The sequence below is a fragment of the Bradyrhizobium mercantei genome (assembly GCF_001982635.1).
Taxonomy (GTDB): Bacteria; Pseudomonadota; Alphaproteobacteria; order Rhizobiales; family Xanthobacteraceae; genus Bradyrhizobium; species Bradyrhizobium mercantei.
In genome coordinates, this window is record NZ_MKFI01000002.1 from 499,342 (window position 1) to 521,343 (window position 22,002).

Here is a 22,002-nt window from a genome sequence, read left to right on the forward strand (position 1 = left end):
AGCCGGCGAACAATTCGGCGTGTTGATCCGGATCGCCGCCGACGCGCGGGCAGCGCGCGTGTCACAGAGCGGATTAGCCTCTGCCAAGCGGCACAATTTCCTTGATTTTTGCCCCTTGCGTCATGCTAGAAGGCCCAACAGCGTGCCGCCCCGCGGTACCTGCGCCGATTTCACATGAGCCGCCCTGTTCGCGCCCCGTCGCTGAAGATGGCTCCAACCGGTTGATTGATCGACGTCAATCAAGGGAACGCGTCAATCAAGGGAACACAATGCCTGAAGTGATTTTCACCGGCCCTGCTGGCCGTCTCGAGGGCCGCTATCATCCGGCCAAGCAGAAGAACGCGCCGATTGCGATGATCCTGCATCCGCATCCGCAGTTCCACGGCACGATGAATCACCAGATCGTCTATCAGTGCTACTACGCCTTCGCGCATCGCGGCTTCTCCGTGCTGCGCTTCAACTTCCGTGGCGTCGGCCGCAGCCAGGGCTCGTTCGATCACGGCACCGGCGAATTGTCCGATGCGGCGAGCGCGCTCGACTGGGCGCAGGCGATCAACCCGGAGGCGCGCGCCTGCTGGGTCGCGGGCTTCTCGTTCGGCGCATGGATCGGCATGCAGCTCCTGATGCGCCGGCCGGAGGTCGAGGGCTTCATCTCGATCGCGCCGCCCGCCAATCTCTACGACTTCTCGTTCCTCGCGCCCTGCCCGTCCTCTGGCCTGATCGTGCACGGCGACAAGGATGCCGTGGTGCCGCCCAAGGACGTCAACACGCTGGTCGAGAAGCTGAAGACGCAGAAGGGCATCGTGATCGACCAGCAGGTCATCCCCGGCGCCAACCACTTCTTCGACGGCAAGCTCGAGCCGCTGATGGAGACGGTGACCGGCTATCTCGACATGCGTCTCGCCAACGTGCGGTGACGCCCTGCCGTAGCCCGCATGAGCGCAGCGACATGCGGGACTGCTTGCGCCACAATTTGGGTCGGCCCCGGATATCGCTTCGCTCATCCGGGCTACGCATCCCCTACTCCGGCGCGAACTTCAACGCGGCGATGCCGACCAGCACGAGCGCGATCCCGGCGACCTTCATCGGGTTCAGCGCTTCGTTGAACAGCAGCACGCCCATGGTCAGCGTGCCGACCGCGCCGATGCCGGTCCATACCGTGTAGGCGACGCCGACGCCGAGCACCTGCAGCGCGCGCCCGAGCAGGAACACGAAGGCGGCAAGCAGCAGCAGCGAGACCAGCGTCCAGCCGAGCCGGGTATAGCCCTCGGCATATTTCATCGAGACCGCCCAGCCGACGTCGAGAAGACCGGCGACGACGAGCGCGATCCAGGCAATGGAATGCGACATGGCTTAGGCGGCAAGCTTCAGCATGTGCGCGCGGTGGCCGACCAGGAACGCGTGCAGCAGCGCGGGATAGTCGGGCGAGACCGCACTGCGCACGCTCGGCCGCTGCGCCAGCGCGCTGCGCCATGCGCGAAGCTTCGGCGTGTGGGTAAACACCGCGAGATCGGTCAGCTGGTCGAACAGATCGAAATAGCGGAAGATCGGTGCGAACACCGCATCCACCAGGCTGAATGTGTCGCCGGCAAAGAACCGACCCGCGCCGAGTGCGGCCTCGACGCGCGCGAATTTTGCCGCGACTGCCTGCCGCTTGCTCTCGAAGGCCGCGGCATCGGTCGCGGTCTCGAGGCCCCAGAGGTCGCCGAGAATGGCCGAGCCGAACTCCATCCAGGCGCGATGCTCGGCGCGGATCAGCGCGTCCTGCGGATGCAGCTTGGCGCCGGCTTGCGTCTCCTCGATGTACTCGCAGATCACGTTGCTCTCGAACAGCGCGATCTCCTTGCCGTCGTCGCGGGTCACGACCAGCACCGGCACCTTGCCGAGCGGCGAGATCTTCAGGAACCAGTCCGGCTTGTTGGCGAGATCGATGTCGATCCGCTCGAACGGAACGCCCTTCTCGTGCAGCGCGATCACCGCGCGTTGCACATAGGGACAGAGCTTGTGGCTGATCAGCTTCAGGGCGGCCATGACGAACCTCGCGTTCAATGCAACTGCATCGAATTAAATTCAGCTGCATGGATCTGTCAAGGTAGATGCATTTGCATCTAAATCACGGTCGCGCGATGATGCCCCCGGTCATCGGGATCGGCACCCCCGTGGTGGCGGGGTAGCTCAGCGGCAGGCCTTTCATGCCGCGCGCGGCGAGGAAGCCGAACGCCTGCGCCTCGATCGCATCCGCCGCCCAGCCGAGCGCCTCGGCGGGCTCGACGGTTGCCGGCGCCAGCCGCGCGCGCAGCATCCGCAGCATCGTGAGGTTGGAGGCGCCGCCGCCGCAGATGATCCAGCTCTTCGGCCGTTTCGGCAGCAGCGGCACGACGCGGGCGATCGCGGCCGCGGTGAACGCGGTCAGCGTCGCGGCGCCGTCGGCCGGCGCCACCGCGCCGAGCTTGAGGCTTGCGAAGTCGTTGCGGTCGAGCGATTTCGGCGGTGGAGCCGAGAAGAACGGCAGCCTCAGGGCCTGTGCGATCCAGGCCTCGTCGGCCTTGCCCAGCGCGGCGAACCGTCCCTCGGTGTCGAACGGCTGGTGCATCTGGCGGAACATGAAGTCGTCGAGCAGCGCGTTGCCCGGCCCGGTGTCGCAGGCGATCAGCGTGTCGGTGCCGTCGATATAGGTGATGTTGGAGACGCCGCCGATATTGACCACGACGATCGGCCCCTCGCGGTTCAGCGATTGCGCCAGCGCGCGGTGGTAGACCGGCACGAACGGCGCGCCCTGCCCGCCGGCCTCGACATCGGCGGCGCGGAAATCGTGCATCACCGGAATGTGGATCGCCTTGGCGAGCGCCAGGGCGTCGCCGATCTGCACCGTCAGCTTCCGCTCGGGGCGATGCAGCACGGTCTGGCCATGGAACCCGACGATGTCGATCTCCTGGGCGGCGATCCGGTGCTGCGCCGCAAAGCTGGCGACCGCCTCGGCATGGGCTGTGGTGACCGCCTGCTCGGCCTGCCGCAAGATCCCCGGCCGGGCGTCGCGCTGCGACAGGTGAACCGCCTCCGTCAGCGCCTGGCGCAGCAGGCTGCGCTCGCCGTCGGTATAGGGTCGATAGCCGGATGGTCCGAAGGCCTTGATCTGGCGGCCATCGGTCTCGATCAGTGCCACGTCGACCCCGTCGAGCGAGGTGCCGCTCATCAGACCGAGTGCCGTTAACATCATCTTGGAAGCGCCCCAGCCGGGAACCCCCGGCTTGTCTCAAACAAGTACATCCTATAATGCCACTGCGCGTCCGCCTGCGGCAGCCTCAAGCATCAAGGTTCCGCAAATAGATGCAAAAACCGTAAAACAAGAATGATCTGGCTCGCCGACAAATGACTGCATTTAAATCGGATTTCCTGAACACTCTACAGGAACGCGGCTTCGTCCACCAGTGCTCCGATTTCGAGGGCCTCGACGCGCTCGCGGCGAAGGGCGAGGCCACCGCCTATGTCGGCTATGACTGCACCGCGCCGTCGCTCCACATCGGCAATTTCCTGACCATGATGATGCTGTACTGGCTGCAGCAGAGCGGCAACAAGCCGATCACGCTGATGGGCGGCGGAACCACGATGGTCGGCGACCCCTCGGGCAAGGACGAGACGCGCGCGATGCGCACGGTGGCGGAGATCGAAGCCAACAAGGCCTCGATCCGCGGCGTGTTCGCCAAGGTGCTGCGCTATGGCGACGGGCATTCCGACGCCATCATGCTCGACAACGCCGAGTGGCTGACCAAATTGAACTGGATCGAGATGCTGCGCGACATCGGCCGGCACTTCTCGGTCAACCGCATGCTGACGATGGATTCGGTGCGACTCCGGCTCGAGCGCGAGCAGGAGATGAGCTTCATCGAGTTCAACTACATGGTCTGCCAGGCCTACGACTTCGTCGAGCTGTCGCGCCGCGCCGGCTGCCGGTTGCAGATGGGCGGCTCCGACCAGTGGGGCAACATCGTCAACGGCGTCGATCTCGGCCGCCGCATGGGCTCGCCGCAATTGTTCGCGCTGACCACGCCGCTGCTCACCACCGCCTCGGGCGACAAGATGGGCAAGACCGCGAAGGGTGCGGTGTGGCTCAACGCCGACCAGTTCTCGCCCTACGACTTCTGGCAGTACTGGCGCAATGTCGAGGACGCCGACGTCGTCAAGTTCCTCAAGCTGTTCACCATCCTGCCGATGAGCGAGATCAACAAGCTCGCGGCGCTGGCCGGCGGCGAGATCAACGAAGCCAAGAAGGTGCTGGCGACCGAGGCGACTGCCCTGCTCCACGGCCGCGACGCGGCCGTTGAGGCCGCCGAGACCGCGCGCCGCACCTTCGAGGAAGGTGCGCTGGCCGAAACCTTGCCGACCGTAGAAATTCCGCGCGGCGAATTTGAAGCCGGCGTCGGCGTGCTGGCTGCCTTCGTCAAGGCCGAGCTCGTCGCCTCCAACGGCGAAGCGCGCCGGCAGATCAAGGGCGGCGGCCTGCGCGTCAACGATGCTGCCGTCACCGACGAGAAGATGCTGCTGACACCGGCCAATCTCACGCCCGAAGGCGTGGTGAAGCTGTCGCTCGGCAAGAAGCGTCACGTGCTGCTGAAGCCTGCATAGGCGCATTCGCATTTGTCGGTTGCAGGGGGTACCGAAAGCGCGCTCCCATCTTTCCGATGGACCAGACCACGCCCCCGAGCGAGACGCTTGCAACGCCGGCGAAACAGTCGCGCGTCGCGCTGAACGTGCTCGCGCTCTGCTTCGTGCTGTCGGTGCTCGGGCGCGGGCTGAGCGACAGCTTCACGGTGTTCCTGAAACCGATCTCGGAAACTTTCGGCTGGGACCGCGCCTCCGTCGTGTCGGTCTATTCGCTGACCTGGCTCGCCAGCGGCCTGACCGCGCCGCTGGTCGGACGCATGTTCGACCGCTCGGGTCCGCGCGTGGTCTATGCGCTCGGCCTGTCGCTGCTCGGTTGCGCATTCCTCGTCGCCTCGCGCGCACAGCAGCTCTGGCAATTCCAGCTCTCTGTCGGGCTCTGCGTCGGCTTCGGCACCGCGCTGATCGGCAATGTCTCGAACTCGATCCTGCTCGGCCGCTGGTTCGGGCCGCGGCTGCCGACCGCCATGGCCGTGATGTATTCGGCAACCGGCGCGGGCCTGTTGCTGCTGCTGCCGCTGTCGCAGGTGTTGATCGACCGGATCGGCTGGCGCGAGGCCTATCAGGTGTTCGGCATCGCTGCGCTTGGCCTGCTCGTGCCGCTCGTCTTCCTGCCGTGGCGGCTGCTCGCCAGCGGATCGCCGCACATCGTCAAGAAGGCGCAAGCAGGTCTCGCCGAGGAAGGCTGGACGTTGCTCGCCGCGATGCGTCACCACGCCTTCTGGGCGCTGTTCTCGACCTTCTTCTTCACGGCGATTGCGATGTACGCGCTGACGGCGCAGATCGTCGCCTATCTGATCGATGTCGGCTTCCCGCCGCTGCAGGCGGCGACCGCCTGGGGCTTCTCCGGCGTCGCGCTGTTCGTCGGCATGCTCGGCGTGTCCACGCTCGACGGCATCATCGGCCGCAGGCCCTCGGTGCTGTTCAGCTACGGCGTCTCGATCGCAGGCATCATCCTGCTGTGGCTGTTGCAGTGGTATCCGAACTACTGGCTGCTGACCGGCTTCATCATCTGCTTCGGCAGCATGATCGGCTCGCGCGGGCCGCTGATCACGGCGACGGCGCTCAAGATCTTCCGCGGCGAGCGCGTCGGCACGATCTACGGCACGATCATGATCGGCAGCGGGCTGGGCTCCGGCCTCGGCTCATGGGGCGGCGGCCTGATCCATGACTGGACCCACAGCTACAACCCGCTGATCGCCTTCGCGCTCGTCAACGTCGTGCTCGGCCTGATCCCGTTCCTGGTGGTGCCGGCGCTGCGGCGCTGAGTCCGGACGCGTGTGCCCGCCTCGGCTCGGAAGGTGGCGCAGAGGCCGCGAATGCGCGTCGGCCTCGGGCCAACAGGCGACATTCGCGAGATAAAGAGGCCGCCTACTCAGGCGGCCTTAGTGGATGGCTCCCAATTTCCTGATTTCGAGAGCCGGCTCGAACGATCTTGTGCGCGCCCCGGAGGTCGATCTTAGTAATCGCAACGACGGACCCTGCGGACCGAACCGTCGTCACGCTCGACCGTGACGGTGCGGCATCCGCGATATCCGCGATCGTAATCGTAGGCGCGATAAGCGCGTCGATCATAGTCGCGGTAGTGACGAGGCTCCGGGCCCACTCTTACGCCGCCGAGCGGAGTGTCGACGGCCACTTGAGCTGACGCGGGTGCGATGGAGATCGGCGTGGCCATAGCGAAACCAGCAACTGCCAGTACACCGGCCAACAACAGCGTCCTCATGAGAGCTCCTCCTGAGTTGTTGAATGGCTCTCCAACATCCCAGGCAGGGCAAGGTTCCTGCGCGAACTTCACCCGAACGACGAGACCTCAAGGAGTTCCTTCCCCGCGTCCGCACTGATTTCAGAATCTGCGCAACTGACTATGAACAGGTATTTGTTCGAATTCGTCCAATCGAACCCGTTTCGCGCCGATCAGATGGAAGTCACCGTGAGTGAAAAAGCTCATGGGATCGTCCTTGTCGCTGGTCTCAGCGCTCAGTCTGAGTTCGGCTGGACAATCCCTGGGATTATCCACGTTCAGCGTGAATGGAATGGGGAGCGTGGTCATCGTATTGGGAATCATGAAGGTCTGAAATTCCTGGCGTCTCTCGCCGCCATACGCTCCGTCGCCTCGCACGATCTCCGAAAGCGTCAAGCGCAGAAATTTACGCGGCGAAGCGAGGGGAAGGTCCGGCGACTGCACCAGTTCTCCGCGCAGCGTCGTCTTGCATGCGCCTGACGCGCCGGCCGGGATTGCCACCACAAGCGACGTCACGACGGCGGCTATCGCCGATACGAAGCTCGTCATGTCAGCGATGGCACGTACCTCGACATCAACATCAGGTCCGCACCGGGCTCAACTTGCTCTAATTGTTCGTCGTCGGCAGATCGTTCGGGCCGTATTGCTTGAACTCGAAGATCTTGCGCGTCAGGCCGGGCGCCAGCGCCGAGATCGGATTGACGCGCAGCACCGGCTGGCTCGGCGTGCCGACCACCTCATAGGTCACGCCGATCAGGCCTTCATTGCTGCCGGCGCCGAGGAAGATCCCGAAGAACGGGATCTGGCCGAACATGTTGTTCAACCCGTACATCGGAATGAAGGTGCCGTTCATCCGCACCTGATTGCCGACATAATCGATGCTGCCCTCGATGGTCGCGCCGATGCTCGGTCCCTTGACCACGCCGTTGCGGATCGAGAGCTGGCCGCTCTGGCGCGTGAACTCGGCGCGCAGCGCGTCGAACCCGATGCCGTTCTGGGTGCTGACCGGCCCTCCGGCGACGGCGCGGTCGAGCTGCGTTTCGCCCTTCACCGAGAAGCCGGTGATGTTGATGAGGCCTTCCCTGGGGCTCGGCTCGGGGATCGGCGGCTCCATCGCCAGCGTGAGCTGGCCGCCGACCACCTTGGAATAGGTGTCGATGAAGCGCAGGAACGCGCCGGCGTCGCCGGTCTGCAGATAGATCACCTCGCGCCCTTGCTGGCGGCCGCGCATGTCGACCGAGACCGGGGTGTCGCGGCCGACCTTACCGCTCAGCGTGAACGCCTTGAAGAAACCGTTGCGGCGCGAGATCTTGGCGTCGACGCTGCGCAGCGCCTCGCCGTTGAATCCGGCCACCGCGCCGAGTTTCAGATCGACATCGAAATCGGTGGTCTTGGTCTTGCTCTTGGGATCATCGCGGCCGGAGATCGCCGATTTCAGGAAGCCGCGGCCATCGAACACATCGCCGCGCATCGTCACCTTGATCACGCCATCCTGACCGCGATCGGCCCGCAGCGATGTCTTGTCACCTTCCGACGGTGCGTAGGTCGGGAAGTTCGCGTTCATGAGGTCGCCGTTCTGGTCGACCTCGAGCGCCCCCTTGATCGACACGCCGGGGCCGTCGATCGAGATGTCCTCGAACCGCGTCGATTGCCCCTTGGGCACCACGTTGAAGGTCGCCTTGCCCGCCCTGCCCGACGCCTTGACCCAGCCCGGCAGGATATTGTCGAGCTTGAGCTGGGTCAGGTCGGCCTCGACGCCCATCTTGGTGGTCGGATTGTCGCCGCTGCCGATCTTGCCGTTCAGCTTGATCGGGATCGCGCCCGACACCGCGGGCCCGAGATCAAGCCCGAGGCGCGCGCGGCTCGCATCATCCAGCGTTGCCTGCAGCTTGACGTCGGCGTCGCCGTCGGCCGGCTTGCGGTAGTCGAGCGAGGCCGCCTGTCCGTTGATCTTGACGTCACCCTTGACCTGGAAGCCGGCGTTGCTGGCAATCACCTTCAGCGTGTTGGCCTCGAGCTTCTGGTTCATCACCAGCTTGTCGACGGCAACCCCGGAGATGTCGGCGGTGACGGAGTAAAGCGTATCGGCCTTGGTCAGCTCGCCCTTCACCGGCATGCCGAGATTGATCGTCGCCGTGACGTTGCCCTTGCTGGCGTTGGGATCGATCGGCGGACCGGAGAGATCGCTGAGCCGGTCGGACGCGAGGATCTCGGCGGCGGCCGGCACCGGACAGTCGACCCGGAACTTGACCTTCGACGGCGACGGCTTCGGTGCCATGTCCGGCACCTCGAAGGTGAAATCCGACAGCGTGATCTTGCGGCCCGCAGGCGTGTCGGCGATGCCCTGATTGATGGTCACGGTCGCAGTGCGGCCGGTCACCCTCGCCTTCAGATCCGCATCATGCACGGCAGGCATCTGATCGACCGGGCGCACCGTGACCCCCGAGGCGACGATGTTGACCGAGAGACCGTCATCCGGAATCGGCGGTCCCTTGCGCGATAGATTATGCACCGGCGAATTGACGCCGACATCGATGCGCTGGAGCGTGCCGCGGTCGATCCGCTCGAGCACCCACTCGCGCACCTCGGGCACGATGATGACCGGCCACATCCGCTTCAGCGCGGAGGCCGACATCGGCGTGCCGGCAAATCCGAGCTGCAACCGCGGCTCGCCGGAATAGTCGATGCTGCCGGTGCCGGCGACACCGATCTCGCCGTTGGAGATATCGGCCTGGGTCAGCAGCACGCGCTTCTTCTCGGTGTCGAACCGGAACCCGATGTTGATGCGGTTGAAGATCAGCGGCGGCTCATTCTTGTCGGCGCCCGCCAGCACGATGGTGCCGCCGGACAGGCCGGCCTGCCAGTCGGTGACATTATCGTTGGGTGGTTCGAGGTGCCCGAGCAGCGTGATCCGGTTGGCGCCCGAGACGATCTTGATCGGGGCCAGCAGCACGCGCCGTCCCGAATCCCATTCGACGCTCATCTCGGCAGAATCGACCGGCATCGGGTAGTCGGGCGTATCGGTGTCGATGATGTTGCCGGCGCCGACATTGATCTTGCCGCGGAAATAGGTCGGCAGGCCGTCGCGGCCGAGCTCGCCCTTCATCTCGCCCGACAGCGGCAGGTCGGCCGTGTAGGTGAGATCCTTGGTCCGCATCGCGAGCAGGATGTTTCGGGTGGACACCTTGTCGGCCTTGATGTCGACCGAGCGCACGCCGTTCTGCTGCGGTCCGACCAGGACCCGCACCGACCACGGCTTTGCGCCCTCCTCGCCGAAGCTCAGCGCAACGCCGCCGCCGCTCGGGCGCCGCAGGCTCAGGCTGATATTCTCAAAGCTCCATTTGTTGCCGCGCTGCTGGTCGTCGACGACGAGGTTGCCATTCTTCAGGCCGATCTCGTTGAGGTTCTGACCGTCGAGGCCGGTCATGCTGAGGCTGTCGAGCCAGTCGAGGCCGGCGAGCAGCCCGCTCTGGGCCGAATCGGGTGCAGCGCCCGACGGCTCGGCGGCAACCGGCGGCGAGGCAACGGGCGGCGGCGGCGCGGCGGGCGCCGGACGTGGGAATGTCGGCGGCATGCCGGCCTCGCGCTTGGAGGCAACGCCGGTCGCCAGCGGTTTTGCGGTGTCGCCCGCGGACACCGTCACATTGCCGTCGGGCGTGATGCGCACCGACAGTTCCGCATCGACCAGGTTGAGGCTCTCGGCCCGCAACTGGCCCATCAGCAGTGCCGTTCCGGACAGGCGCACTTCGGCCTTCGGGGCACTGGCAACAATCGCATGGTCGCGATCGCGGACGATGATGTCGCGAATCCGCACCGCGATCCTGACGCGGCCGGCGCGCTCGATCTGGGTGCCGCCGACCTCGACCGTATTGCCGTGGCCGATATTCTCCTCGATCGCGGCGGCAAGCCAAGGCGTCGCCAGATCGAGATTGATCGGACCGGCGCCGAGCCGCCACCACAGCGCGCCGAAGCAGGTCGCAAACATCACGACCAGCACCACGAGGACCAGGCCGATGCGCCGGATCCAGCGCTCGCCGTTCAGCCAGCGCTGCATGCCGGAGCAGAAATCGGTGAAGCGATGCAGATTGGTGTTGGAACGCGACAGCAATTGCCGCGCACGGTTGCCCGCCGCCTCATCCTGCTCGTCCCACGCGGCGTCGTCTTCCCATTGCGAGAAGTCAGCCCCGGCGCGCGGATTTGGACCCTGCGGCGACGTGTTCCTTGCCATTGCCTCTCGGTGCTGACGGCGAAGCTGATCACCGCCATCGGGGCGCCCGTCGATTCGTATCGAGCGCTCCTGTGCCGGCATCGCCGCCTATCCTCGCCTAATCGTGTTACTCGCCGATGGCCCCCGGAACGGACCAAACCAACCAATCAAAAGCCAATTCAGCAAGCGGACGGGTAACGCGTCGAATTCCTTGTCACCATACTCCGTGGCCATCAAACTTGCCCAGCGGCCGGTGCGAATCCGGCTGCCGCGAATGAGACCCGCAATACCCCAATGGTTGAGCTTCGGAAAGCGACGAAAGGAAGGCGTATGTCCAAGAAAACGCGCAAGAAATCCTCCAACACAACCGGAAAGCGGGTCACAACGAAGGTTGCGCGCGCCGCAGGCGCAAGCACTGGGAAGTCCGCGACGAAAACCCGCACAACGGTTGCGAAGAAGGCAACGGCCAAGACGACCAAGGCGCCTGCGAAAAACAAGACCGCAGCGGGTGTTCAAGGCAAAGCCTCGCACACAGCTGCATCGAAACCGTTAAAGCGAGAGGCGGCCGCGACCGTGACCAAGTCCGTGACCAAGTCGTCCGCCGTCACACTTGCCGAAGGCGCCGCGGCGCCGGCCTTCGACCTGCCGCGCGACGGCGGAGGCAGCGTTTCGCTGGCGGATTTCGCCGGCAAGAAGCTGGTCCTGTTCTTCTATCCCCGCGCCGATACCCCCGGCTGCACAAGGGAGGCGATCGACTTCACCCGGCTCAAAAGCGAGTTCATCGCCAGCGGCACCGAGGTGGTCGGCATATCCGCCGATACGGTTAAGGCGCAGGAGTCATTTCGAAACAAACACCAGCTGTCGGTGCCGCTCGCTTCCGACCCGGCCCATCAGATGCTGGAGGCGTATGGCGCCTGGGGCGAAAAATCCATGTATGGCAGGACCTTCATGGGAATTATTCGCACCACGGTTCTGGTCGATTCCAGTGGAAAAGTCGCCCGTGTCTGGCGCCATGTGAAGGTCGACGGCCATGCCGAAGCGGTATTGGAGGCCGCCCGGTCGCTCTGACCGGAGGGGTTCCGTTTCCTGAAAATTAACCATGCCGAGCTCAAATCGGCCGCGCAAATTAGCCGTACGGAGCTTGGTCCGACCGGCCGCGGGAGTACCGATGTCGAGCCGGTCCGGTCATCACCAGGAATACCACAGACACCATCATCCGCAGGACCATGCAAGGGCAGCGGCGCGCCGTCCGGCCGCCCAGCACGCCACGCCGGCGGTGGCGGCCTCCGGCGAGGGCTATACGCTGGTCCATGCCGGCAAGCAGGTCCGGTTCGGGCCGGTCGTGTTCTGGATCGCGGTCGGCACTGTGGTCCTGCTCGGCATGTGGTCGGCGGCGACCGCGACCTATTTCGCGTTCCGCGACGACGTGCTGACCCGGCTGATCGCGCGCCAGGCCGAGATGCAATACGCCTATGAGGATCGCATCTCCGAGCTGCGTGCCAAGGTCGACCGCACCACCAGCCGCCAGCTGCTCGACCAGGAACAGTTCGACCAGAAGCTCGACCAGATCATGAAGCGGCAGTCGACGCTGGAATCGCGCGCCACCGCGCTCGGCGCGATGCCTGACGTGACGACCACCGGATCGATCAAGCCGCAGGGCCGCGCCGAGGCCACCCCTTCCTCGGGACCGCTAAAGCCCTCCCCGATCAGCGACACCGTGATCTTCGTGGCGCCGCCGGATCGCGAGGCGCGGCTCGAATCGCGCGCGCCGCTGATCGCCAAGGCGCAGCCGAACCAGTTCGCCAAGGCCCAGGGCGTCGACAACGTGCTGGTCCGCCTCCAGACCTCGCTTGACCAGGTCGAGCGGCGCCAGGTCGCAGCCCTCTCTTCCGTCGAGGACAGCATCGATTCCAGGGTGCGCCGGATGCGCGGGGTGATCAGCGACCTCGGCCTCAACATGGCGCAGCTCGAGGCGGCTGTGCCGCGCTCCGGCATGGGCGGTCCGTTCGTGCCGGTGAAGCTCGCACCCGACGCCGGCGCGTTCGAGCGGCAGCTCTACCGCATCAACATCAACCGCGCGCAGATGCAGCGGCTGAACCAGACGCTCGCGCTGGTGCCCTATCGCAAGCCCGTTGTCGGCGAGGTCGAGTTCACCAGCGGCTTCGGTGTCCGCACCGATCCGTTCCTGGGGCGGCCGGCGATGCACACCGGGCTCGACTTCCGTGCCGCCCAAGGCGATCCGGTGCGCGTCACCGCCAACGGCAAGGTGGTGTCGGCGGGCTGGGCCGGCGGCTATGGCCGCATGGTCGAGGTCGATCACGGCAACGGGCTGTCGACGCGCTACGGCCATCTCTCGGAGATCGGCGTCAAGGTCGGCGAATACGTCAAGATCGGCCAGGTGATCGGCGCCGTCGGTTCGACCGGCCGTTCCACCGGTCCGCATCTGCACTATGAGACCCGCATCGACGGCGAAGCGGTCGATCCGCAGAAATTCCTCCGCGCCGGCGTCCGGCTCAGCGCGGGCTAGCTAATCTCACAACGATCGGTCTGACCATCGGCGCAAGCGGTCTCGCTTGCGCCGGTTTCGTTTGTGGCTCAGCGCCGGCCACCGCCGCCCATGCCGCCGCCCGGTCCGCCACCGCCGAATCCGCCGCCAGGCCCGAACGGACCGCCGCCACCGCTGGGGCCGAATGGCCCACCGGGCGGGCCAAAGCCACCGGGGCTCGGGCCGGTCGTTCCACCACTCAGAGGATCAGGCGCAGGACCGCCGCCGCCAGGCGGACTGCCGCCAGGCATCCCGGACGGCCCGCCGCCGGGGCCACCACCCGGACCGCCGCCGGGCGCGCCGCGCCCGCCCGCGCCACCAGGCCCTGATCCATGCCCGGATCCGCCGCCGCCGGAGCCGCGGCCCGGCGTGCCCGGGTTACGCACCGAGGAGCCTGGGAACTTGCCGACCGATTGCACCGATTCGACGCGCAGCTCGCGCGTGCCCGACAGCTGCGCGTTGACGACCACGCGCGTATCGGCCCCCGGTGAAAAGCGTGAGTGATCGCGCGCGACAAAGCCGGAGCCGAGTTGCAGGTCATTGCCGACCCGCCGCACATAGGCCTCGATCAACAGCCGCTTCGCGCCGGCGAGATCGGAGAAGTCATCGGCGCGGCTGCGCGACACCTGCATGACGCCCTGCGCGACATGGCCCTCGGCCTGCACGCGCTGACCGACCAGCGCCGCATCGACGCCGGCGAGCTTGAGCTCGCCGATCCGCAAGGCACCGGCGCGGTCGCGCTCGAGCGGTCCGGCGACGCGCATCGCGGTGTCGTGGCGTTCCTGCACGAGGCTCGCGACGACGATGCCATCGGTACGGCGCAGCCCGAACACCGCGACATGCGCGCCCGGCTTCAGCCAGCTCTCGCCGCCGCTCCAGGCGACCTTCTGGCCGAGCACCACAAGCTCGCCCGACTTCACATGCTCGACCGGCCCGGTCACTTCGCTCGCCACGTCGATGCGCTTGGTCGACAGCGTGCCGCCGGAATCGCGTTGCGCCACCACGCGGGCAAGCTGCCCGATCCGCAGCGCCTTGGCGCTCGCCGCCTCGCCGTCGATCCTAACCGGCACGTCGGCCGCATAGGCGACACGCTCGCCGTTGACATAGATCGAGCCGAAACGCTGGATCACGCCGACAATACCGGTGCCGCCGATGCCCTGGTCGGAGCCGGTGATCCCGGTGCCGCCGATGCCCTGATCATTGCCGCGCTTCTTGACCTGCGCGCCCGCGAGCGAGGTTCCGCCGAGCCAGAAGCCGATCAGCAGCGCGCGGCGCGAGATATGCGGCGGGCCCTTCACGTCGCACCGCCTTCGTCGCCATCGTCGTCGACCGGACCGTCGGGGCCCTCGCGATAGATGTAGATGCCGAAATTCCAGCGGTAGTCGCCGCCCTTGTCTTTTGCGAGTGCGCGGTTGGCCTCGCGGTTGGCGACCTTGAGCGCTTCCATCGCAAGCTCGCGCGAACGGCCTTCAAGTCGCTTGGCGAGTTTCGCCGACAGCCCGTCGTAATGCACCGCGCGTTCGAGGAAGCGTGGCGCGGCCGAGGACACGTTGAGCTCGGCGGCCGCGACATGGTCGTGCAGATTGCGCCCGAGATAGTGCCATTTGCGGTCGTCGTCGCCATGCGGGACGAAGGCCTCCTCGACCAGCATGATCTCGTCGTCGTCATTGATGGTGACGAGCTTGCGGTCAAGCCATTCGTCGAGCACCGCGCGCGGCCGCACGTCCTTGGTGATCGATTCGACCAGCGTCTCGAACGACGGCGCGCCGTCGTCCGCGGTGCGCGGGAGCGGCAGCGGATCGCCCTTCGCATCGGTGAATTCGGGCGCCGCCAGCCAGCGTGCGATGATCGCGCTGGTGCGCGACAGCGTCGCCGGCACCACGTTGACCGGCGCGCCGGCGCCGCGCAGCCGCGCCACCTCCTTGCGGTGGATGCCGGTCAGGAGGCTGACGCGGCTGTCGGTCTGTTCCTTGCCCTCGAGCGCGAAGTCGTGTTCGGCGACGTTGACATAGAGCTCGCGCAGGAGCCGGGTCAGCGCCGGAAATGTCATGCCGCCGCGAATGCAAAGGCGAACCAGCGGACGCAGCATCCGCGCCAGCGGCGAATGCAGCTTCGCTGCGGCGATCGGCGCGGACGATCCCACCTTCGACTTCGGGGCCTTGGCATTCATGCCTAACTTTTAGCCGTCCGCTGCGTGGGACACAATCCCACTTCCCTTGACGTGTGACATTTTCCCACCTATGGGAAACAAAGTCACCACCGGACACAATCCTGCGCCTTGCGGGCGGGTGTCACGGTGCCCAGGCACTGCCGCCATCGACACGGACCGTTCATGACGCCTGCCCGATTCGACCTTGCGATCGCGGAAGCCTGCCGGATCGCCCAGGTTCCCTACGAGGAATTCGTCTCGACGGTGATGGCGGGCGGCTATCCCTGCCTGCCGGGCGCGGTGCCCGGCACGCCGCGCCGCTTCGACGAAACCGACCTGCTGGCACTGTACATCTACGGCCGCCTGCTTGCCTTCGGCTTCGGCGGCCTGCGCGCCGGCGAATATGCCAGCCGCGCACACGCCGGCCTCTGCGCAGAGCCGCGCGCGAAATCGATCTCGATCGCGCTGACGTCTGACGGCGGCAAGCGCGTCGTCATCGAGCAGGATCTGCATCGGCCCGTTGCCGCGATGCTGCCCGAGCGCATCCATTTCGACATCGCCGCGATCAGGCTGCAGTTGCAGCCATCCGCCGCGAGCAGTCCAGCCGAACCGGCCTGACGCTCAGCCACAAACTCGTCATGGCCGGGCTTGTCCCGGGCATCCACGTCTTTGACTGCTACCCGAAGGCAGACGTGGATGGCCGGGACAAGCCCGGCCATGACGATGTGGGAACATCACGTTCAAAACTCGCCCCCTCACCTCGCCGCTCCGCGCAGCCGCGGCGATCGCACCGCCATGCGCGCCGACCCCTCCCGCCGAAAAAGTTATCCACCGCCATACGTGGGACACATTCCCACATTTTAGTCCGACGCCATTGACGTGGGTATTTTTCCCACGTACTCAGAATTCAGCCAGCAGGGAAACCGACGCAATGTCTCTTCGTTCGGCCCGCGAATCCCATTCGCTTTGCGAATCCGGTCGGTTCGCCGCCACCACACTCAGCTTCACGCCGCAGGCGCCATTCTCGTTCACACCGCGGGCGCCATTCTCGTTCACGCCGCGGGCGCCTTGCGGCCCGATCGAGCCGGTGTTTCCAGCGCTGCTGCGTTCCGCGGTGTTCTTCGCCGCGCTGGCGCTGCCGTTCGTCGTCGCCCTGTACGCAGCATGATCCGGATCGAGCCCCCCATGATCGTCGTCAACGAGCCGGCCCGGCGTCCGTCGGTGCTACACATCTTCAAGGTCTACTATCCCGACCTGTTCGGCGGCACGCTGACGGTGATCCGCGACATCTGCGCCTCCCTGAAGGACACCTTCAACGCCGCCGTGCTGGTCTGCTCGCGCTCCGGCGGCGAGCGGCAGATCGTGGTCAATGACGTTGCCGTCGAGCGCGTGCATTCGTTCGGCGACGTGCTGTCGCTGCCGGCGGCGCCGACCTATCCGTGGCGGCTGTGGCGCCGCATCGCCGATCACGATCTGCTGGCGCTGCATGCCCCCTTCCCGCTCGCCGACCTCGTGTTCGCATTCGGGCTCGGCCGCGCGCGGCCGCTGGTCGTGCACTGGCACGCCGACATCGTCTCGCACGCGGCGTTGCGCTTCCTGGTCGAGCCGATGATGCGGCGAACCTTGCGGCGCGCCGCGGCGATCATCGTGTCCGATCCGGTGCTGATCGAAACCACGCCGCTGCTGCAGGAATTCTCCGACAAGTGCCACGCCGTTCCATTTGGTGTGGACGTTGCGAAATATGACCGGCCGGCCGCGCAGACGGACGACGTCAATGCGCGCGGCCGCCTCGTCCTCGCCTGCGGACGGCTCGTGCCGTACAAGGGCTTCGACGTGCTGGTGCGATCAGCGCACGCCCGCAATTTCGAGGTCTGGATCGTCGGCGAGGGCCGCGAGCGCGACAACCTCGAGCAGCTGATCCGCGACTACGGCCTGCAGGACCGCGTCCGTCTGCTCGGTTCGGTGTCGGAGAGCGAACGCGTCAAGCTGATGCGCATCGCCGACGTGTTCGTGATGCCCTCGGTGACCAATGCCGAGACCTTCGGGCTGGTGCAACTCGAGGCGATGGCCGCGAGCCGCCCGATCGTCAACACCGCGCTCGACACCGGCGTTCCCCATGTCGCCCGCCACGGCCTTGAGGCCATCACGGTGCCGCCCGGCGACCCCACGGCACTGGCCGATGCCATCGAGACGCTGATCAACGATCCGGAGCGGCGCCGCCGCATGGGTCAGGCCGCGCGCCATCGCGCGGTGACGAAATACTCGACAACAGCCTTCAAGGAGGGAGTGGAGACGGTGTACCGCAAGGTCGTTGCCGAAGAGGCCGCCACGAAGGATGCAAGCTCGTCAGCCCCAGGCTTGCATCCCCAAATGGCCGGCCCCGTCGGTGCGATCCGGATCGCCGCCGCGCTGGCATGGTCCGACATGCGGCATCGTTACGTCCGCTCCCTCCTTGGACCCTTCTGGATGTCGATCCAGATGGCCATCATGGTGGCCGTGCTCGGCTCGGTCATCGGTCATCTCTCCAACGCCAGCGCGGTGGCGCGGCTGCCGATGCTTGCGGCAAGCCTCACCGCCTGGACCTTCCTCAACAGCGTCGTGCTCGATGCCACCACCGCGCTGCAAGGCTCGGCCAGCCTGATCAAGGATCGCGCGCTGCCGCCGGTGATCTTCCTGCTGCAATGTACCTTCAGGCAGGCGCTGTTCGCGGCCCATAACGCGGTCGTGCCGCTGCTGCTCTGGCTCGTGCTGACGCCGCGCGATTTCGGCGGCGCCATCGTCGCCCTCCCCGGCTTTGTCTTGTTCGTCGCCTGCACACTCGCCCTGAGCCTCGTGCTCGGCGCGCTGGCGACGCGCTACCGCGACATCAAGCCGATCATCGAATCCTCGCTGACGCTGGCCTTCCTGGCTTCGCCGATCATCTGGACGCCGGAGATGATCGATCGCGGCTCGACCGTGATGCGGCTCAATCCGCTGACCCATCTGTTCGCGATCTGGCGCGATCCGCTGGCGTCAGGTCATGTCGCAATGACGAGCGTGCTCTACGTGCTGGCCTGCCTCGCCGCGCTCGCCGTCGCCGCCACCGTCACCATCGCCCATCTGCGCAAAGCGGCATTCTGGATCTAGCGCATGGCAAGCATCCATCTCCGCGACGTCTGCCTCGATTATCCGCTGTACGGAGCCTATGACTTCTCGCTGAAGCGCCGCCTGCTCGGCCGCCTGTTCCGCCAGACCAGCGAGATGCGCACCATCCGCGCGGCCGACAACATCTCGATCGAAGCGAAGCCCGGCGCACGCATCGGCCTCGCCGGCCCCAACGGCTCCGGAAAGTCCACGCTGCTGCGGCTGATCGCAGGCGTATTCCCGGCAACCAGCGGCCAGGTCGAGATATCAGGCAATATCGTGCCGCTGCTCGGCCTAGGCGCCGGCGTCAATCTCGATTTCGTCGCCGCCGACAATATCAGCCTGCTGCTGCGGATCTCGGGACGCAAGCCGACGCCGGCGATCCTGGACGAGATCTGGGCCTTCACGGAACTGGAGGAGCGCATGCGGCGGATGCCGCTGCGCATGTTCTCGTCGGGCATGCTGATGCGCGTGCTGTTCGCGACCGCGACCGCGTTTCCGGCCGACATCCTGCTGCTCGACGAATGGCTCAGCGTGGTCGACGAGAACTTCTCGGCCAAGGCCGAGCAGCGGCTGCGCAAGATGGTCGAGACCGCGGCGATCGTGATCATCGCCTCGCACGACCACGCCCTGCTGCGCCGGACCTGCAACAGCATCATCAATCTCGATCACGGCCACATCGCCAGCACCGTCGCGCTGGATACGCCCGTCCCGCATCACCTCGAGCTCAGAGAAATAAGCGCATGACAAAGATCCTGGTCGTCAGCGAGGCGCTCGGCGAACCCAACCACAAGCGCGGCATCTTCCATTTCACGCGTGAATTGATCCGCTCGCTGGCCGGCGACGGTCATGCCCTCACCCTGGTCGTGGAGACCACGCGCCGGTACCGGAAGCTGCGCCGCAGGCAACAGCGGACGCGTCTGCTGCCGGAGGACTCACGGCTGATCGAGCTGCTCGCGCTCTATCGTTACCTCGATGAAACCGACATGAACTCGCCGATCATGCGCGGCGGCCTGCGTCGCACCGTCGACTGGTTCAAGCACAAGCTCAACGCGGCGACCTCGCTGGAATTCATCATCGCCTTCCTGCGCTCGATTCATGTGCTGCCGACCAGCGTCAAGCTGATCGAGAACCGCACCGAGGGCCTCGAATACATTCCGACCGATTTGCGCCATCTCGAGCTGTTCGGCGATTTCCTGCTCGAGCCCGGCTTCTACAGCTATCAGGACACCTCGGCCCTGACCCGGTTGCCCCCGCCGCGGGTCGATGCGCGCGACTACGACGTCATTCTCATCGACACCCCGACCCGGGTTGCGATCAAGCGCCGCCGAAATGCCAAGGTGATCTGCGTGGTCCACGACTTGTTGCCGATCACCGATCTCAAGCTGGACGACATCGCGACCCGCCTGTTCCTGTCGCGCCTTTTCACCAGCGTGCATCAGGCCGATGAGCTCGCCTTCGTCTCGAACTACAGCATGAACCGCTTCCGCGCCCTGCTCCCGCAATATGCGCACATTCCGGCGCGGGTGGTCTATCCGCGGACCCGTTTCGATGTGGAGGAAGCACCGCTTGCGCCGCTGTCGACCACCGTCCCGGCACGGCCGAGCTTCGTCGTGATCGTCTCCAACGAGCCCCGCAAGAACCTCGCGGCCGTCATCCGCGCCTTCCGCAAGCTGCCGGAGGCCGATCTCGTCGTGATCGGCTATGCCGGTGGCGCCAACCAGGCGCGCAACCTGCCGAAGAACGTCCGCTTCTCCGGCTATGTCGACGAGCACGAGAAAGCGGCGCTGATCGCGGGCGCGCATGGCCTGATCATGCCGAGCCTCGCCGAAGGTTTTGGCGTCCCGATCATCGAGGCGTTCGCAGCCAACACACCGGTGCTGTGCTCGGATATTACCGTGTTCCGCGAGGTCGCGGGCGAGCTTGCCGACTATTTCGATCCATTCTCGACCGAATCGATCTGCGCCTCGGTGCGGCGCGTTCTGGCGCAGCAGGAGCAATGGCGCGACCGGATCCGCGCGCAGCGGGGCGAGCTGGCCGAGCGTTTCGGCCACCACACCCAGGCGCGCGACCTGCTTACCCATCGGGCTGCCCCTGATGTCACGGCCGCCGCCGCGGCTCTCACCGCCGCGATGACGAACTTCAGCGGCGCGACCGCGCACGGCGTGTGACCGGTCATGAGCACCGAATCCGGCGCGGTCGGCCTCGCCATCGAACCGCCGCGCTGGCGCGGTCGCGTCCGTGCCTGGTCGGGTTCGGCCGCCTATGCCCGCACCACCGACATCCTGATCGTGCTGGCCGCGGCCGCGCTGCCATGGTCGACGTCGCTGCTCGCCGTCTTCATGCTGCTGTGGCTTGTCGCCGTGATCCCGACCATCGACTGGGAGCAGTTCATTCTCGACCTCGCGCAGCCGGCTTTTGCCTTGCCGGTCGCGCTGGTCGCCCTCGCGGTGATCGGCCTGGCGTGGTCGGAGACGAGCTGGGCGGAACGGCTGCAAGGCATCAAGCCGCTCAGCAAGCTGCTGCTGCTGCCGTTCCTGCTCGGCTATTTCCAGCGCTCGCAGCGCGGGCTCCTGGTGTTCTTAGCCTTCCTGGTGTCGTGCGCGCTGCTGATGATGCTGTCCTGGATCGTGCTGGCGCTGCCGCAGCTCAAGCTCGCACACACCGCATCCGACGGCGTGCCGGTCAAGAACTACCTCGACCAGAGCCAGGAATTCGCGCTCTGTGCCTTCGCGCTGGCGCTGCCGGCGTTGACGGCGCTGCGGGCCAGGCAGTGGCGCATCGCCGCCGGCGCGATCGCGCTGATGCTGCTGTTCGCCGGCAACATGCTCTACGTCGTCTCAGCGCGGACCGCGCTGGTCTACATGCCGGTGCTGTTGATCCTGTTCGCCTCGCTGCATCTGTCGCGCCGCGCCACGCGGCTATTGTTCGCCGCCGTCGCCGTCACGAGCCTCCTGGTCTGGACCACATCGCCCTATTTGCGCCAGCGCATCGCCGACGTCAGCATCGAGTATCGCGCGCAGGATACGTCGGGCATCGCCTCCACCGCGCAGCGCCTGACCTATTGGCGGAAGTCGGTGAAGTTCATCGCCGCGGCGCCGTGGCTCGGGCACGGCACCGGCTCGATCAGGCAGATGTTCACCCAGGATGCCATCGGGCAGACCGGCCTGCAGGCCGAGGTGATCAACAACCCGCACAACCAGACCCTCAATGTCGGGGTCCAGTGGGGTCTCCTCGGCATCCTGCTGCTCTACGCGATGTGGACCAGCCACGTCAGGCTGTTCGCTGGCCGCGATCTCGTGACCTGGATCGGGCTTGCCGTGGTGGTCCAGAACATCACGAGCTCGCTGCTCAATTCGCACCTCGCCGATTTTCACGAGGGCTGGATGTATGTGATCGGCGTCGGCGTCGCCGGCGGCATGGCGCTCCGCGCCCGGCGGCCGGAGAAGATCGTGGTGGACGGTACCGCCGCCCGACCGAAATAACTGCGACGGGTACGAGGCGTGTGACTCACAGCCCGTACAACGCATTGTCGTCCTGCGAAGCAGGGACCCATAACCACGAATGGTTATTGC

Annotated in this window: 19 protein-coding genes; 11 read left to right on the forward strand and 8 right to left on the reverse strand. The window is 66.1% G+C overall.

What is annotated here, in order from left to right:
* Positions 1 to 269: 269 nt before the first annotated feature.
* Positions 270 to 917 (forward strand): alpha/beta hydrolase, encoded by a 648-nt coding sequence (locus tag BI327_RS09980; protein WP_016843213.1) that lies wholly within the window; start codon positions 270 to 272, stop codon positions 915 to 917.
* Positions 918 to 1,020: 103 nt separating this feature from the next.
* Here the strand turns inward: BI327_RS09980 and BI327_RS09985 are convergent, their stop codons facing one another.
* The 3 genes from BI327_RS09985 to BI327_RS09995 form a co-directional block, all read right to left on the reverse strand.
* Positions 1,021 to 1,350, reverse strand: coding sequence for a DMT family transporter (locus BI327_RS09985; RefSeq protein WP_076860067.1), 330 nt, complete (start codon positions 1,348 to 1,350; stop codon positions 1,021 to 1,023).
* Positions 1,351 to 1,353: 3 nt separating this feature from the next.
* Positions 1,354 to 2,031, reverse strand: coding sequence for a glutathione S-transferase family protein (locus tag BI327_RS09990; RefSeq protein WP_076860718.1), 678 nt, complete (start codon positions 2,029 to 2,031; stop codon positions 1,354 to 1,356).
* 82 nt (positions 2,032 to 2,113) lie between these two features.
* Complete coding sequence (locus BI327_RS09995) at positions 2,114 to 3,217, reverse strand: anhydro-N-acetylmuramic acid kinase (protein WP_076860069.1); 1,104 nt, start codon at positions 3,215 to 3,217, stop codon at positions 2,114 to 2,116.
* 152 nt (positions 3,218 to 3,369) lie between these two features.
* Here BI327_RS09995 and tyrS point away from each other — a divergent pair, with 152 nt between their 5' ends.
* Positions 3,370 to 4,623 carry a tyrosine--tRNA ligase gene (tyrS, locus tag BI327_RS10000; protein WP_076860071.1) on the forward strand — a complete coding sequence of 418 codons (1,254 nt, stop codon included), beginning with the start codon at positions 3,370 to 3,372 and terminating at the stop codon, positions 4,621 to 4,623.
* Positions 4,624 to 4,679: 56 nt separating this feature from the next.
* The gene (locus BI327_RS10005; RefSeq protein ID WP_076860073.1) at positions 4,680 to 5,927 is read left to right on the forward strand and encodes an MFS transporter; all 1,248 of its coding nucleotides are present in this window, start codon (positions 4,680 to 4,682) and stop codon (positions 5,925 to 5,927) included.
* A 191-nt stretch (positions 5,928 to 6,118) separates the two neighbouring features.
* Here BI327_RS10005 and BI327_RS41565 read toward each other — a convergent pair whose 3' ends face one another.
* The 3 genes from BI327_RS41565 to BI327_RS10020 all read right to left on the reverse strand — a co-directional run bounded on the left by BI327_RS41565 (position 6,119) and on the right by BI327_RS10020 (position 10,712).
* Positions 6,119 to 6,385, reverse strand: coding sequence for a hypothetical protein (locus BI327_RS41565; protein WP_143271568.1), 267 nt, complete (start codon positions 6,383 to 6,385; stop codon positions 6,119 to 6,121).
* Between the two features lie 120 nt (positions 6,386 to 6,505).
* Positions 6,506 to 6,952, reverse strand: a complete 447-nt coding sequence (locus tag BI327_RS10015; RefSeq protein ID WP_076860077.1) for a hypothetical protein — start codon at positions 6,950 to 6,952, stop codon at positions 6,506 to 6,508.
* A gap of 58 nt (positions 6,953 to 7,010) precedes the next feature.
* Complete coding sequence (locus BI327_RS10020; protein ID WP_076860079.1) at positions 7,011 to 10,712, reverse strand: YhdP family protein; 3,702 nt, start codon at positions 10,710 to 10,712, stop codon at positions 7,011 to 7,013.
* Between the two features lie 228 nt (positions 10,713 to 10,940).
* Here BI327_RS10020 and BI327_RS10025 point away from each other — a divergent pair, with 228 nt between their 5' ends.
* Positions 10,941 to 11,678: a peroxiredoxin gene (locus BI327_RS10025; RefSeq protein WP_076860080.1), complete on the forward strand. Its 738-nt coding sequence runs from the start codon at positions 10,941 to 10,943 to the stop codon at positions 11,676 to 11,678.
* A gap of 100 nt (positions 11,679 to 11,778) precedes the next feature.
* Positions 11,779 to 13,137 carry a M23 family metallopeptidase gene (locus BI327_RS10030; RefSeq protein WP_076860082.1) on the forward strand — a complete coding sequence of 453 codons (1,359 nt, stop codon included), beginning with the start codon at positions 11,779 to 11,781 and terminating at the stop codon, positions 13,135 to 13,137.
* 68 nt (positions 13,138 to 13,205) lie between these two features.
* Here the strand turns inward: BI327_RS10030 and BI327_RS10035 are convergent, their stop codons facing one another.
* Both BI327_RS10035 and BI327_RS10040 read right to left on the reverse strand, forming a co-directional pair.
* Positions 13,206 to 14,453, reverse strand: coding sequence for a DUF5666 domain-containing protein (locus tag BI327_RS10035; protein WP_076860084.1), 1,248 nt, complete (start codon positions 14,451 to 14,453; stop codon positions 13,206 to 13,208).
* Positions 14,450 to 15,325, reverse strand: coding sequence for a DUF6502 family protein (locus BI327_RS10040; RefSeq protein WP_076860086.1), 876 nt, complete (start codon positions 15,323 to 15,325; stop codon positions 14,450 to 14,452). Before BI327_RS10040 ends, BI327_RS10035 begins: the two co-directional genes overlap by 4 nt.
* Positions 15,326 to 15,487: 162 nt before the next feature.
* Here BI327_RS10040 and BI327_RS10045 point away from each other — a divergent pair, with 162 nt between their 5' ends.
* From BI327_RS10045 to BI327_RS10070, 6 genes are all read left to right on the forward strand, one after another.
* Positions 15,488 to 15,922: a hypothetical protein gene (locus BI327_RS10045; RefSeq protein ID WP_076860088.1), complete on the forward strand. Its 435-nt coding sequence runs from the start codon at positions 15,488 to 15,490 to the stop codon at positions 15,920 to 15,922.
* A 313-nt stretch (positions 15,923 to 16,235) separates the two neighbouring features.
* A complete protein-coding gene (locus tag BI327_RS10050) occupies positions 16,236 to 16,472 on the forward strand; it encodes a hypothetical protein (RefSeq protein ID WP_076860089.1) in 237 nt (78 codons plus the stop codon).
* A 17-nt stretch (positions 16,473 to 16,489) separates the two neighbouring features.
* Positions 16,490 to 18,430: a glycosyltransferase gene (locus BI327_RS10055; protein ID WP_076860091.1), complete on the forward strand. Its 1,941-nt coding sequence runs from the start codon at positions 16,490 to 16,492 to the stop codon at positions 18,428 to 18,430.
* A 3-nt stretch (positions 18,431 to 18,433) separates the two neighbouring features.
* Positions 18,434 to 19,174 (forward strand): ABC transporter ATP-binding protein, encoded by a 741-nt coding sequence (locus BI327_RS10060; protein WP_076860093.1) that lies wholly within the window; start codon positions 18,434 to 18,436, stop codon positions 19,172 to 19,174.
* Positions 19,171 to 20,598, forward strand: coding sequence for a glycosyltransferase family 4 protein (locus tag BI327_RS10065; RefSeq protein WP_076860095.1), 1,428 nt, complete (start codon positions 19,171 to 19,173; stop codon positions 20,596 to 20,598). The genes BI327_RS10060 and BI327_RS10065 overlap by 4 nt, the downstream gene beginning before the upstream one ends.
* A 6-nt stretch (positions 20,599 to 20,604) precedes the next feature.
* Positions 20,605 to 21,912: an O-antigen ligase family protein gene (locus tag BI327_RS10070; protein WP_076860097.1), complete on the forward strand. Its 1,308-nt coding sequence runs from the start codon at positions 20,605 to 20,607 to the stop codon at positions 21,910 to 21,912.
* Positions 21,913 to 22,002: the final 90 nt, after the last annotated feature.